This window comes from Cryptosporangium japonicum, assembly GCF_039524755.1.
In the GTDB taxonomy this organism is placed as follows: domain Bacteria; phylum Actinomycetota; class Actinomycetes; order Mycobacteriales; family Cryptosporangiaceae; genus Cryptosporangium; species Cryptosporangium japonicum.
The window spans coordinates 97,477-110,188 of the sequence record NZ_BAAAGX010000025.1 but is presented as its reverse complement, the minus strand read 5'-3'; the positions used below and the strand labels follow the sequence as shown (position 1 = coordinate 110,188).

Sequence of the window (12,712 nt, the reverse complement as noted above, 5' to 3'; positions counted from 1 at the left end):
ACCGCATGATCCGGATAGTGCTGCGCCGGCTCGCCGGGTCGTGCCGGGAGTTCGTCGCGGCGCCCTGGTTCAACCTGGCCGGGTTCGTCGTGATCCTGGTGAACGCGGTCGCGCTCGGGCTGGAGACGTACGACCCGGTGGTGTCGGCCGCGGGCCCGGTCCTGCACGCGGTGGAGTACGCGTGCGTGATCGGGTTCGCGGTCGAACTGTCGATCCGGTTCGGGGCGCACCTGGAGTCACCGGGCCGGTTCTTCCGCGACCGCTGGAACCTGTTCGACCTGGCGATCGTCGTGGCGCCGTTGCTCCCCGGCGTACGTGAGAACGTGACGCTGCTCCGCCTGCTCCGGCTGGCCCGGATCGTGCGGACGTTCCGGCTGTTCCCGAGCCTGCGCGTCATCCTGGTGGGGATCCGGCGCAGCCTGCCCGGCCTGGCCAGCTTCCTGCTCGTCACCGTGCTGGTGCTCTACGGGTACGCGATGCTCGGCTGGATGATGTTCGGCGACGCGTACCCAGAGCGCTACGGCACGGTCGGCCAGGCGATGCTGACGCTGTTCCTGCTGCTGTCGCTGGACGGCATCACCGACGCGCTCGAAGCCGGCCGCGAGGTGACGTCGTGGGCGGTGCTGTACTACGTCTCGTACATGGTCGCGGCGTGTTACCTGCTGACGAACCTGCTGGTGGGGCTGGTGCTCACCGCGCTGCAGGAGGCGCACGATGACGAGCGGGACGCGAAGCTGAAGCTCGGCGTGGGCTCACCGGAGCATTCGGTGCGCGAGCAGCTCGCCCAGATGCGCGCGCTCATCGACGCGCTGGAGCGTCAGCTTCCACCGGCGCGTGGGGTTCCGGGGCCGGCTCGTCCGCTTCCGACACCGGCGCCGACGCCGACTCCGGTGCCCGTCGGCGGCGGCGGAGCAGCGGAACGAGCGGGGAGCCGGGAAGCCGCACCGCGAGAGCTACCGTGATCAGCCAGGTCGCGCCGAGCACCCAGCCGGCGAGCACGTCGGTGGGGTAGTGCACGCCGAGATAGATCCGGGACAGCCCGATCGCCAGGGCCAGCGGCACGGCCGCGACCCAGATCGTCGCCCGGACGGTGTTGCTGGTGGCGACCTTGGAGACGAGCCACGCGACCGTGCAGAGCACGACGAGCGAACTGGCCGCGTGGCCGGAGGGGAACGAGAACCCGTCCTCGGTGACCGCACGGAGCAACGGGTCCGGGCGGTCCCGCGCGACCAGGACCTTGATGCCGGTGACGAGCAGCGCCCCGCCGCCGCCGGAGACCACGGCGAGCAGCACCGGACGCCACGAGCGCAGCCGCACCGCGACCGCTATCGCCACCGCCGTCAGCAGCAGCGTGAGCCCGGCCTTGCCGCCGATGTCGGTGAGTGCGATGACCAGCGAGTTCGCCCAGCCGGTGCGGTGCGAGGCCACCCACTCGACGATCGGCCGGTCGAACCGGGTGAGGTCGTCGTTCTCCCGGACGCCGTCGAGAATCGCCAGGAAGACGTTGATCAACGCGACGGCCACGGTCGCACCGGCCACCAGCACGATCACGCTCTGCGCCGTGCGGCTGGGCACGGGAAGCACACCGACGAGCCGTCGGGTCGCCGGGCGGCTCGCCATCACGACCCCGAACGCGACCGCGACCGTCACCACCGCCAGCGCAACGCTGACCACCGCACTCCAGCTCATCGCACCTCCCCGTCACCCGTCTGACGACTGGGCTTCCCCAGGAGTTTCCCGGAGTGACGTGCCTCAACCGGGCATTCGCTCCAGGAGGGGCACCATCGGGTCGTCGTGGCCGACGACGATCGAGGCCCGCTCCCGGGGCCGCTGCTCGTCGAGGTAGATCCGGCAGGCCGCCGCGTACCTGCGCTCGAACGCCGCCCTCGCGTTCTCCGGGCCACCGAGCCTGCCCGCGTCCCTGGCCACCCCGCGCCGGGTCGCGGTCTCCACGTCGGCGTGCAGGTAGACGACCTCGTCCCAGTACTCCCGGAGGCCGTTCCGCTGCAGGAAGGTGGCGTCGAACAGGACGACCGCGTCGGCCGGGCAGGTCGCGGTGTCCCCCACCACGACCTCGTCCGACGCCATGTCGTGCACCCGGCGCGCGTACTCCCGCGACCCGCCGGGGCCGAGCGGGACGAGGACGTTCGCGACCAGCGCGTCGAAGTCGTACGCGTCCTCGTAGTAACCGCGCGCGGAGTCGCGGCCCTGCCGGTAGCGGCGTTCACGCACGTGGTGGAACCCGTCGGAGTCCACCAGGACGACCGGCCGGGCGGTTTCGGCCAGGGCCGAGTACAGCTCGCGGGCGAACGTCGACTTGCCCACGCCGCAGATGCCGTCGATGCCGACGCGCAGCGGGTGGCCAGGGCGTCGGGTGGCGAGGTAGGCGGCGATGGAGGTCAGGACGGCGCGTCTCATGGGCGGGGATGGTTGCAGGGGCCGGGGAACAGGCGGTGGACGTGGTCGGCGAGCGCCGACTCGGCCGCCGAGCGGGCGGGGTCGAAGTACAGGAGCTGGGCGAGCCCGTCGACGTGCGCGAGGAGCAGCGCGGCCTCGTCGGCCTCGTTCACGTCGTCGACGACCTCACCGCAGAGCTTGCCGTTGCCGATCGCCCGGGCCAGCACGCCCTCGAGGTGCGAGTCGCTGGCCCGCAGCGCCTCGGCCAACCGCGGGTTCTCCACCGCGCGCCCGGCGAACGCCTGCAGCACCCGACGCTCCCGGCGGCGGCGCTCGTCGAGCGGCAGCATCTCGCGCAACGCCGGGACCAGGATGTGCTCGATGCGCTCCCCCGCCTGACCGGCTCGGTCGGCGTCGTGCATGGTTCGCCGTTCGACGCGTTCACGCAGCAACGTGAACGTGTGCAGCAGCATGTCGTCCTTGGTGGCGAAGTAGTGCTGCACGAGGCCGACGGAGATCCCGGCCCGCGCGGCCGTGCGCGCGACCGTCACGCCGTCGTACCCGTCGTCGGCGATCAGCTGCTCGACCGCCTCGGCGACCTGACGCCGGCGCGCTTCGTGATCGGCAACCCTTGGCACGCCGTAACCATATCGCGGTACGGTATCCATCGCGAATAACCGTATGGCGATATGACAACGGAGCACGGGGATGCGTCTTCTTCTGTTAGTGCTGGTCCTGCTGGTGGTGGGGGCCGGTCCGGCCGCCGCGGCCGAGTCCGATCCGACCGACGACTACATGCGCCGCTACCAGTCCGAGCACCGGCTGCCCGGCCTGGCCTTCGCGGTGGTGCGCGGCGACGAGGTCGTGCACAGCCGTACCTGGGGCACCGACGGCGACGGCGAGCCGGTCACCGCCGACACCCCGTTCCTGCTGGGCTCGGTGTCCAAGCCGTTCACCGCGCTGGCGGTGATGCAGCTGGTGGAGAGCGGTCAGATCGACCTCGACGCGCCGGTGCGCACCTACCGGCCGGAGTTCCCGGCCGGCATCACGGTCCGCCACCTGCTCACCCACACCAGCGGCCTGGCGCAGTGGGCCCTGCGCACCGACCGCTTCGGTTCCGACGCCGAGGAGCTGGACCGTGCCGTCCGCGAGCTGGAACCCGGCCGCGCCCCCGGCGAACACGAGTACAGCGACGCCAACTACCTGGCCGCGGCCGCCGTCGTCGAGGCGGTGACCGGTGAGCACTTCGGCGACCACCTCCACCGCGCCGTGCTCGACCCGCTCGCCATGGACAACGCCGTGGCCACCCCCGCCGACGCCGAGTCGCTCCCGGCCGGTCATCGCTACTATCTCGGCCATCCCCGCCGCTTCGACCCGGCCTACGACGCGTCCGGCGTCTCCTACGGCTACCTCGGTGCGGATCTCGAGGACGTCACCCACTTCGTCACCGCCGAACTACGCGGCGGACGCTACGGCCGCGCCCAGCTGCTCTCGCCGGCCGGCATCACGCTGACCCAGAAGGGCGCGGCCGAGTTCGGCGCGGGGCGCTACGGGCTCGGCTGGCGGGAGAGCGAGCTCGACGGCGAGCGGATCGTCTGGCACGCCGGCGCGACGCCCGGCTTCTTCAGCCACGTCGTCCTGGTGCCCGGCTCGGATCTCGGCGTGGTGGTGCTGGCCAACGCCTACTCCCCGGCGGTCGACGGTGAGCTGGCCGCGGCCGCGTTCGACCTGGCCCGGATCGCCACCGGGGGAACGCCGACCGGCGCCGAGGCCGACCCGCTCCTCGCGGCCGCGTTGATCGTCCTCCTGGTCGTCGTGCTGGTCCTGGTGGCGCGGCTGGCCTGGTCCGTCCGGCGGCGGCGGCGCACCGTGGGGCGGCTGATCGCCGGGCTGGTCCCGTGCGGAGCGCTGATCGTGTTCGCGGCCTGGGGCTTCCCCGCCCTGATGGGCGTCGGCCTGGGCCAGACCCTGCTCTGGACGCCCGACATCGGGCTCGCTCTGGTCGCGGTGATCGTGCTCGCCGGGACACTCGCGGTGGTCCGCGTCGTCCAGTTCGGAATTTCCGCCCGCCCCGACAACGCGCGCCCCGCCGCCGACGTCCTTGGAGGGTGACGGGAAGGGGAGGCGTTGTTACGTCACCGAGAAACTCACTACGAAGGCCTCGACGCGCTGATCGCCACCCGCAGTGACGCGCTGCTGGCCACCGCGGGCCTGCTCGCCGGTGGCCGGGAAGCGGGCCAGGACCTGCTGCAGGCGGCGATCGAGAAGATGATGCGCCAGTGGCACCGGATCCAGGGCGATCCGGAGGCCTACCTCCGCCGGATCCTCTACCACCTGGCGGTGGACAGCTGGAGACGGCGGCGGCGCCGGCCCGAGGTGCTCACCGACCTCGCTCCCGCGGTGGCGCAGCCCGACGGCTCCGGGGCGCTCACGCTCCGCCTGGCGCTGGTGCAGGCACTGGGCGAGCTGACGCCCCGGCAGCGCGCCGTGCTGGTGCTGCGCTACTTCGAAGGGCTCAGCGAGGTCGAGATCGCCGCGGCGCTCGGCTGCTCCACCGGCACCGTCAAGTCCACCGCCGCCCGCGGCCTGAAGCACCTGCGCACGCTCACCGCCTCCTGGCCACTCGAGGACGCGCCGGAACCGAACGGAGCACGTCGATGACCAGCCCGCTCGAAGACCAGCTCATGGCCGGGATGCGTGAGGTCGCCGCCGGCTACCACGTCGACCGTGACCTCATCGCCGGGGCGCGCACGGCCCACCGCCGCCGGACGCGACACCGCCGGGCCGTCGTCGCGGCCACCGCGGTGGCCGTGCTGGCCATCGGCGGAGTCGGCTACGCGGTGGCCGACCCGGGCGGCCCGTCGACGGACCGGCTGGTCAGCGCCGCCCCGCCGCTCGACCGCACGCTGCGCACCGCCGGCCCCTACATCCTGCACATCACGACGCGCACCTACGGGCCGGGCGAGCCGGGCGAGCAACACAAGATCGAGATCTGGCGCGATCCGGTCACCGGCGACCAGGTCGAGATCGACGGCGCAGGGCCGGGCATCGACGTCGGCCACAACAAGCGCAAGTCGATGACCGCCGTCTGCGTCGACCGGAACAACCGCACCTGGTGGTCCTGCGACAACGGCGGGGAGCAGATTCCGCTGGCCACGCCGGAGATGATGCGGGCCTGGCTCAAGACCGAGACCGCGCTGCGCCCGGTCGGTCGGGAGAAGATCAACGGTGTGGACACGATCCACTTGTCGAGGAGGGGTACCGCCGACCCGGACCTCGACGTCTGGGTGACGGCCGACACCGACGTCCTGGTGCGTCAGCGCTCGTCGGTCGAGCCCGAGCCCGGAAAGGGCGTGGTCACGATGCAGGCCGACTACGAGTGGTTCGACCGCACTCCCGAGGCACGCACCCGGGTGACGCTGACCCCACCCTCCGACTGGCCGTCCCGGCCGCCCAGGTGAGCGACCCTCGTCGGCGCGTCCGGATCCGGTTACGGGCCGGACCGGACGCGCGCGCGGGAGCGCACGCGGCGGTAGCTCCAGACAAGCAGGCCGAGGACGACCAGCCCGGACAGGATCAGGCTCGTCCCGGTGCTCCACCCGCTGAGCGGCAGCGAGTCCACGACGCCCCACACCACCCCGGCACCGATCATGAACAGGCCGAACACCACCGTCCCGGCGATACGCCACGGTGCGGACACGCTCTCCTCCGCCGCACGCATCGCCTGCCTGCGCACCGGCTCGACGTGACGCTCCAGCCCCGGGAACTCCGACGCGAGAACGACCAACCCGGCGAGCACGAGCAGCAGGCCCGGGCCGGGCAGCACCAACAGGGCCACGCCGACGAGGAGCAGAACCGCTCCGACCACGGCGACCACGATGCGCTTGACTGCCACGGTTACCCAGGCTAATCCGGCCACGCCAGTGAACCGGGCCGCCGCGCCTCACGTAGACCCGGTCATGAGACGGAGGCATTCCGAGGTACTGGCCGTGGCCCTGCTCGGCGGCGTGCTCGCCGGGTGTTCCGGTGCGGAGCCGGAACCGACCTCGTCCCCGTCGCCGAGCGTGTCCCCGCCGGTCACCGGCACCGTCGAGCAGATCGCGTCGCGCCTGGACTGCACCCCCGAGATCCGCATCCAGGCCGAGGAGCTGCGCCAGGGCATGTGCGGCACCGGCGACGCCCTGTTCGCCGTGACCACGTTCCCGGCGGACAAGTTCCGGGACGTGTGGCTCTACGAGGCCGCCGGCTTCGGCGGGTGGTACGTCGTCGGCCCCGGGTGGACGGTCTCCGCCAGCACCAAGGACCAGGCCACGATCCGTCAGAAGAAGCTCGGCGGAGCGCTGGTGGACGGCTCGGTGGTGCCGAAGACCCGGCCGCCGTCGTAGGTCTGGCCGGGCCAGGCTGATCGGGCCGCGGAGGCGCAGACTGGCGGCGTGGACACGTGGGAATTCGGTCGGATGGTGCGTCGCCGGCGTGACCGGGTCGCACCCGCGGACGTCGGTCTGCGCGCCACCGGGCGGCGCCGGGCCAGCGGCCTGCGCCGGGAGGAGCTCGCCGGCCTCGCCGGCATCTCCGCCGACTACCTGACCCGCCTGGAACAGGGGCGGGCGACGTCACCGTCGGTGCAGGTCGTCGAGGCACTCGCCCGGGCACTGCGCGTGTCCGACGCCGAGCGCGAGCTGTTGTTCGAGCTGGCCGGGCACGCGTCGCCCGGTCGTGACGTGGTGCCGTCGAGGCTGGCTCCGAGCGTCCAGCGGCTGCTCGACCGGCTCTCGAACACACCGGCCGTGGTGTACGACGCGAGCTGGACGCTCGTCGTCGCGAACGCGCCCTACGAAGCGCTGATGGGTGACACGTCGAGCTGGCGCGGAATCGAACGCAACGCGGTGTGGCGGCACCTCGTCGGGCCGCGGAACCGGACCGTGCACACCCCGGAGGAGGAGGCCGACCTGCAGGCGGGCCTGGTCGCCGACCTGCGGCTGACGTCCGCCCGCTACCCCGCGGACCGCTCACTGGCCCACCTGGTCGCGGAGCTGTCCGCGTCGAGCCCGCGGTTCGTCGAGCTGTGGGAATCCGGTTCGTCGAACGCCGAACGGGAGCCGTCGCGGCACAAGGTGATCGACCACCCGACGGTCGGGGAGATCACGCTCGACTGCGACACGCTCGTCGTCGCCACCGACGAGCTGCGCATCATGGTCTACACCGCCGAGCCGGGCACCTCCGACGCCGAACGCCTCGACCTGGCGATCGTGCTCGGCACCCAGACCCTCGTCTAGGCGTTCTGGAGCGTCCGGCGGGCGGTCTTGTGGGTGTACATCTCGGCGTCGGCGGCGGCGAGCAGCCCGTCGACGTCGGGGTGCTCCAGATCACCGGCCGCGGCCACGCCGATGCTGACGCCCACGGCGAGCTCCACGCCGTCCTTCACGACCGGGGTGACGGTCAACGCCTGGAGCCGCCCGGCCATCGCGCCCGCCTCGGCCGGCGTCCCGATGCCCTCGGAGAGCACCACGAACTCGTCCCCGCCGAGGCGGGCCGCGACGTCGCCGGGCCGGAGCACGCCGGTGAGCCGGTTCGCGAACTCGACCAGCACGACGTCTCCGGCGGCGTGCCCGTACCGGTCGTTGATCTGCTTGAAGCCGTTGAGGTCCAGGTAGAAGAGCACCGGCCCGTACCCGCCCCGCGGGCCGGACAACGACAGGTCGAGCACGGTACGCAGCGCGGACCGGTTGGCCAGGCCGGTCAGCTGGTCGTGGTGGGCCTGGTGGGCGAGCTCGGCGCGGATCGCCTCCTGCCCGCGCACGACGAGCACGAACCGCACCAGCACGAGCGAGGTCAGCAGCACGATCGACACGATCAGCGAGACGCGGCTGGCCACGCCGGTGAACGTGTTCAGACCGGCGAACAACGGCATCGTGACCAGCGGGATCCCGAGGAAGACCACCCGGGCCGGGTGCAACTTCTGGTGCCCGGTCGCGGACGGCTCGGCGATCTTCGCCGCGTCCGGGTGCAGGACGGCGGCCACGAACAAGCTGTTCGCCACCAGCAGCACCCCGTCCAGGCGATCGGCCTGCACGGCGCGGGACAGGTCGGTGAACACCGCGGGCAGCATCGAGATGAGGACGTCGCCGCACAACGTCAGGGCCAGCGCGCCGACGACGAAACGGGTCGGTCCGCGCTTCGAGCCGGGCGCCATCACCAGGATCGCGACGACGGCGAACAGCACGACGTCACCCAGCGGGTAGAGCGCACCGACGACCACCGGCAGCGCGAGCCGCTGGTTCTCGGCGGCCGGGAGGATCACGAACTGCCAGCACAGCCAGGCCATGACCGTGGCCAGCGTCATCGCGTCGAGCAGGCCCTCGCGCAGGCGCCCGGAGGTGCGCAGCCGCACCAGGTGCACCAACCCGATCGCCAACAGCGGATAGCCGCTGACCCAGAAGACGTCGGCCGGGCTCACGTCGCCGGGCGGCCCGACGACGCGGGTCAGCGCGTCGTACAGCAGGTCGCCGACGAGCCAGACGCTGAGCGCGCCGAGGATGAGACCGTAGCCGGTGCGCGCGGGTCCGGAGACCATGCGCAGGCGCACCCAGCCGAGGACGACGAACGACGCGAACCCGAGCAGGTAGCAGCCGTGCGCCCACGCGTTGCCCGGCGCGATCGCCGACGGCACACCGCAGGCCGCGGCGAACAGCGGCACGAGCCACCCGGGAACAGGTCTCACGTGCTGCTCATCGGCGACGGGACGGCGCTACGGAGAAGAAACGGGCCTGAGCGGCTCGCCGGGAACGGGAGCATCGGTGGCCACGTGGCGGCGCAGCGCCGCACGGATCGACGCGCTGTCGCCGGGGCGTCCGTAGAGCCAGCCCTGCACCTCCTCGCACCCGTGACGGGCGAGCACCGTCGCCTGGTGCTGTTCCTCGACGCCTTCGGCGACCGTACGCAGCCCGAGCGCCGCCGCCAGCGCCGTGATGGCGGCGATCAGCGGCGCGGACGTGGCCTCCGGCGCGATCGCGGCGACGAACGACTGGTCGATCTTCAGGACGTCCGCGGGCAGCCGGTCGAGCCGGCTCAGCGACGACCACCCGGTGCCGAAGTCGTCCACCGCGATCCGGATCCCGAGCGCCCGCAGCCGGCGCAGCGTCGTGAGCGCGACCGGCGAGTCGGCTTCGAGCATGCTCTCGGTGACCTCGAGGACGAGGCGCTCCGGCGGGAGGCCGGTCGTCATCAGCGTCGCCGCGACCTGGTCGTAGTAGCCGGGCTGGTGCAGCTCCCGGCCGGACACGTTGACCGTGATCTTGGCGGGGACGGGCCACGACGCGGCCTCCCGGCCGGCGGTCTCGAGCACGAACCGGCCGAGCTCGGTGACGAAACCGCTGCGTTCGGCCCGGGGGATGAAGTCGACCGGCGACACCCGGGTGCCGTTCGCCCGCGCCCACCGCAGCAGCGCCTCGGCCCCGGTGACCCGCCCGGAGCGGAGGTCGACGATCGGCTGGTAGACGACGGTGAACTCGCCCGCCGACAGCGCGGCGGCCATCTCGGCCCAGCTGTCCGCGGCGCTGTCCGCGCTGCAGAAGATGCGCCTGCCCCCGGCCCGGCGGGCCTCTTCCAGCGCGGCCTCCGCCCGGCCCGACAGCGTGACCGGCGTGTCGTCGAGGCACCGGCCGGCGATACCGGCCGAGAACTCACGCGGGAACCGCTCCAGCACCGCGGACGCCTGGGAGCCCGAGAGCGGCAACAGCAGCGCGAAGCGATCGCCGCCGTAGCGCGCCAGCACCCCGTCGGACCCGACCACCGCCGCCCACTCCTGCGCGACCAGGTGCAGCAGCTGGTCCCCGGCGGCTCTCCCCCGCTGATCGTTGACCGCGGCGAAGTCGTCCAGGTCCAGGAACGCGAGGCTCAGCGGGCGGTCGACGCGTGCCGCCCGGTCGAGCGCGGACGCCAGCGCCCGCTCGAACCCGCGGCGGTCCGGCAACCCGGTGAGATCGTCGGTCTCCGCGCGCGCCGCGGCACGCACCAGCCAGCCGAGGATCACCGCGAGCATGACGTTCTGCACGGACATCGCGACCACCGCCATCCACGGCATCGCGTTCCAGGCCAGCTTGGTGCCGATCAGCGCCGCCACCGAGAGGATCTGCAGGCTCCACGCCGCCACCCAGGTGAAGAACGCGAACGCGAAGATCGTCACCAGGATCAGCAGCGACGCCAGCGCCATCGCCAGGAGGTTCCCCCGCTCGGACCGCACGCCCAGCGTGATCACGCCGATCGGGGCGAGCGCCAGCAGGTGGTAGAAGGTGTCGGGCAGCCGGTGCCCGCGGACCGCGACGAGCCCCAGCCCGCTCCCGAGCGCCACCGCGAGCAGCGACATCGCCAGCACGTAGGCGTTGCCGTCGCGGTCGTTTTCCAGCGCGGCCGAGAACAGGCCGATGACCCCACCGACCAGGTACGCCGCCCCCGCCATAGCCGCCATCGCCGGTCCGGTGGCGATCACCGGACGCCGAAAGCGGCCGGCGTTCAGCCGGCCGCGCAGTCCGTCGAGCACGCCCCTCCCCGGCTCGGAGGATCCTCGTCAGATCCCCATCGGCCGGGTGCGGGCGGATCGAAGGGTTTCCGGGGTCCTACAACCGCGCCTGGCGGCGGCCGGCGAGGGCGGAGACCGAGAGCAACACGGTGGGAACGAGCGCGGTGAGCGCCGCCGAGACGACGAGCGAGCTCAGGACCACGCCGGTGCCTCCGACGAAGACGGCCGTCAGCCGGATCGACCAGACCAGTGCCTCGGCGAGGAAGAACAGCCCGACGGCCATCGTGACGCGCTCGTCGACGACGGCCCAGAGCAGCGCGACGACCCAGACGGCGACGAACGCGCCGAACCGCACGATCCCGGCCACGGCGGGAAGCAGGTTGTCCCCGACGTGGTCGGCGGCGATGAGCAGTAAGGGCGCGTAGAGGGCGTACCTGAGCAGCCCGGATACCGGCGGCGGGGCCTTCCGGGCCACCGGTAGCAGCAGCACCGCCGCGAACAGGTAGTGGAAGAAGCCGGCCTCCAGCGCGGTGTCGGTCAGCCACGTGCCCAACCCCACCAGGAACGCGACGGCGGTGACGGCGAGCGCCATCCGGTGCCGTCCCAGCGTGCCGGCGACCAGCGCGAGCAGCCCCACCGGCGCCGCCAGCACCTCGGGCAGGCTCTGCTCGAGCAACCACCAGTCGTGCGGAGGGCCGTAGACGAGGGTGAGGCCGGCCCGGACGGGCGGGGTGGTGATCGAGTAGATCAGGACCATCAGCGCGGCGATGCGCGACGCGATCAGCCAGCTTCCGGCGGTGGTCCGGCGCGCCGACCCGGCGTGGGCGCGGAGGGCTCCCAGCAGGAGCGCCGGCAGCTCGCGGCGCATCGGGCGGCCGGGCGCCTCCAGGAGCGTGGCCATCAGTTCGGGGCCGCGTTCCTCCCGGTACGCCTTCGGGTAGAGGCGGAGGACACGGGCGTAGCGTCGCTCGAGCCGGCTGCTCATGCGAGGCCGGCCGCGGGGCGCAGCGCCATCCGGTCGGTCACCACCTTGGCCGCGTTGGCCAGGTGCGCGGCCTCGACGCGAAGGGCGGCCAGGCCGTCCGGGGTGACCTCGTAGTAGCGCCGGGCCCGGCCGTTGACGATCTCTTCACGCACCACCCGGACGAAGCCCTCCGCGGTGAGGCGATCCAGCGCGGAGTAGAGCGTGCCGGTGGCCAGCGTGACCCGGCCCTCGGACAGGGCCTCGGCCCGCTTGATGATCGCGTAGCCGTAGCGGGGCTCGTCCTGGAGCGCGGCCAGGATGAAGTAGGTCGGTTCTCGCACGGGCGCCACCATATGACGATGAACTACATATGTAAATGAGCGGCTTTCAGCGACTGATAACAAGGTCCGCATGGATCCGAACCTGTTGGGTCGCGCGGTCGACCTCGCCACCCGGAACGCCGCCTCCGGGCAACTCCCCTTCGGCGCACTGGTGGTCCGCGACGGCGAAGTACTGGCGACCGGCGTCAACACCGTGCTCCGTGACCTGGACCCGGCCGCACACGCCGAGGTGGAAGCCGTGCGGGCGGCCTGCCGTAGCCTCGGCACCCTCGATCTGCGCGGCGCCGAGGTCTACTCGAGCTGCGAGCCCTGCCCGATGTGCTGCGGGACGGCGAGCGCCACCGGAATCGCGGTGATCTGGTACGCCGCGCCGGCCACCGACATCCCCGACCTGGGTTACCCGGTGCCCGCGCCGGCCGTCTTCGAGGCGCGCCACGCCGACCACGCCGACCGCACCGCGCCGTTCGCGCGCTACCTGAACGGCTGAGCGCG

14 protein-coding genes and 1 pseudogene are annotated in these 12,712 nt (G+C 72.5%); 7 read left to right on the top strand and 8 right to left on the bottom strand.

Annotation, left to right across the window (positions count from 1 at the left end; genetic code table 11):
* The first annotated feature begins 5 nt into the window (after positions 1–5).
* Complete coding sequence (locus tag ABD437_RS30190) at positions 6–962, top strand: ion transporter (RefSeq protein ID WP_344652332.1); 957 nt, start codon at positions 6–8, stop codon at positions 960–962.
* A 46-nt stretch (positions 963–1,008) separates the two neighbouring features.
* Here ABD437_RS30190 and ABD437_RS30185 read toward each other — a convergent pair.
* From ABD437_RS30185 to ABD437_RS30175, 3 genes and pseudogenes are all read right to left on the bottom strand, one after another.
* Positions 1,009–1,620: pseudogene (locus tag ABD437_RS30185) on the bottom strand (phosphatase PAP2 family protein); the annotation flags it as partial.
* 132 nt (positions 1,621–1,752) lie between these two features.
* Entirely contained in the window at positions 1,753–2,418 is a 666-nt protein-coding gene (locus tag ABD437_RS30180) for a nucleoside/nucleotide kinase family protein (RefSeq protein ID WP_344652331.1), read from the bottom strand.
* A complete protein-coding gene (locus ABD437_RS30175) occupies positions 2,415–3,035 on the bottom strand; it encodes a TetR/AcrR family transcriptional regulator (protein WP_344652330.1) in 621 nt (206 codons plus the stop codon). The genes ABD437_RS30180 and ABD437_RS30175 overlap by 4 nt, the downstream gene beginning before the upstream one ends.
* A 70-nt stretch (positions 3,036–3,105) precedes the next feature.
* On the opposite strand from ABD437_RS30175, the gene ABD437_RS30170 reads away from it, so the two are divergent.
* Genes ABD437_RS30170 through ABD437_RS30160 form a run of 3 tightly spaced genes read left to right on the top strand, consistent with a single transcriptional unit; the run spans position 3,106 to position 5,858 of the window.
* On the top strand, positions 3,106–4,509 hold the full coding sequence (locus ABD437_RS30170) for a serine hydrolase domain-containing protein (RefSeq protein ID WP_344652329.1): 1,404 nt from the start codon (positions 3,106–3,108) through the stop codon (positions 4,507–4,509).
* A gap of 15 nt (positions 4,510–4,524) precedes the next feature.
* Positions 4,525–5,058 (top strand): SigE family RNA polymerase sigma factor, encoded by a 534-nt coding sequence (locus ABD437_RS30165; RefSeq protein WP_344652328.1) that lies wholly within the window; start codon positions 4,525–4,527, stop codon positions 5,056–5,058.
* Positions 5,055–5,858 (top strand): LolA-like protein, encoded by an 804-nt coding sequence (locus tag ABD437_RS30160; RefSeq protein ID WP_344652327.1) that lies wholly within the window; start codon positions 5,055–5,057, stop codon positions 5,856–5,858. Before ABD437_RS30165 ends, ABD437_RS30160 begins: the two co-directional genes overlap by 4 nt.
* 29 nt (positions 5,859–5,887) lie before the next feature.
* On the opposite strand, the gene ABD437_RS30155 is transcribed toward ABD437_RS30160, so the two are convergent.
* A complete protein-coding gene (locus ABD437_RS30155) occupies positions 5,888–6,292 on the bottom strand; it encodes a PGPGW domain-containing protein (protein ID WP_344652326.1) in 405 nt (134 codons plus the stop codon).
* Between the two features lie 64 nt (positions 6,293–6,356).
* Here ABD437_RS30155 and ABD437_RS30150 point away from each other — a divergent pair, with 64 nt between their 5' ends.
* Positions 6,357–6,782: a hypothetical protein gene (locus tag ABD437_RS30150; RefSeq protein ID WP_344652325.1), complete on the top strand. Its 426-nt coding sequence runs from the start codon at positions 6,357–6,359 to the stop codon at positions 6,780–6,782.
* Positions 6,783–6,830: 48 nt separating this feature from the next.
* The gene (locus tag ABD437_RS30145; protein WP_344652324.1) at positions 6,831–7,673 is read left to right on the top strand and encodes a helix-turn-helix transcriptional regulator; all 843 of its coding nucleotides are present in this window, start codon (positions 6,831–6,833) and stop codon (positions 7,671–7,673) included.
* Here ABD437_RS30145 and ABD437_RS30140 read toward each other — a convergent pair.
* From ABD437_RS30140 to ABD437_RS30125, 4 genes are all read right to left on the bottom strand, one after another.
* Positions 7,670–9,118, bottom strand: a complete 1,449-nt coding sequence (locus ABD437_RS30140) for a diguanylate cyclase domain-containing protein (RefSeq protein ID WP_344652323.1) — start codon at positions 9,116–9,118, stop codon at positions 7,670–7,672. The two genes, ABD437_RS30145 and ABD437_RS30140, sit on opposite strands and share 4 nt — an antisense overlap.
* 27 nt (positions 9,119–9,145) lie before the next feature.
* The gene (locus ABD437_RS30135) at positions 9,146–10,936 is read right to left on the bottom strand and encodes a putative bifunctional diguanylate cyclase/phosphodiesterase (RefSeq protein ID WP_344652322.1); all 1,791 of its coding nucleotides are present in this window, start codon (positions 10,934–10,936) and stop codon (positions 9,146–9,148) included.
* Positions 10,937–11,012: 76 nt separating this feature from the next.
* On the bottom strand, positions 11,013–11,900 hold the full coding sequence (locus ABD437_RS30130) for a hypothetical protein (RefSeq protein ID WP_344652321.1): 888 nt from the start codon (positions 11,898–11,900) through the stop codon (positions 11,013–11,015).
* Entirely contained in the window at positions 11,897–12,220 is a 324-nt protein-coding gene (locus ABD437_RS30125) for a PadR family transcriptional regulator (RefSeq protein WP_344652320.1), read from the bottom strand. The genes ABD437_RS30130 and ABD437_RS30125 overlap by 4 nt, the downstream gene beginning before the upstream one ends.
* Positions 12,221–12,290: 70 nt before the next feature.
* Here ABD437_RS30125 and ABD437_RS30120 point away from each other — a divergent pair, with 70 nt between their 5' ends.
* Positions 12,291–12,707 carry a nucleoside deaminase gene (locus ABD437_RS30120; RefSeq protein WP_344652319.1) on the top strand — a complete coding sequence of 139 codons (417 nt, stop codon included), beginning with the start codon at positions 12,291–12,293 and terminating at the stop codon, positions 12,705–12,707.
* Positions 12,708–12,712 lie beyond the last annotated feature (5 nt).

Excerpts from the sequence above, each read along its gene's own strand:
- ABD437_RS30120 (WP_344652319.1), top strand. The coding sequence starts at position 12,291 with ATGGATCCGAACCTGTTGGGTCGCGCGGTCGACCTCGCCACCCGGAAC.
- ABD437_RS30130 (WP_344652321.1), bottom strand. The coding sequence starts at position 11,900 with ATGAGCAGCCGGCTCGAGCGACGCTACGCCCGTGTCCTCCGCCTCTAC.
- ABD437_RS30170 (WP_344652329.1), top strand. The coding sequence starts at position 3,106 with ATGCGTCTTCTTCTGTTAGTGCTGGTCCTGCTGGTGGTGGGGGCCGGT.
- ABD437_RS30180 (WP_344652331.1), bottom strand. The coding sequence starts at position 2,418 with ATGAGACGCGCCGTCCTGACCTCCATCGCCGCCTACCTCGCCACCCGA.
- ABD437_RS30150 (WP_344652325.1), top strand. The coding sequence starts at position 6,357 with ATGAGACGGAGGCATTCCGAGGTACTGGCCGTGGCCCTGCTCGGCGGC.
- ABD437_RS30160 (WP_344652327.1), top strand. The coding sequence starts at position 5,055 with ATGACCAGCCCGCTCGAAGACCAGCTCATGGCCGGGATGCGTGAGGTC.
- ABD437_RS30190 (WP_344652332.1), top strand. The coding sequence starts at position 6 with ATGATCCGGATAGTGCTGCGCCGGCTCGCCGGGTCGTGCCGGGAGTTC.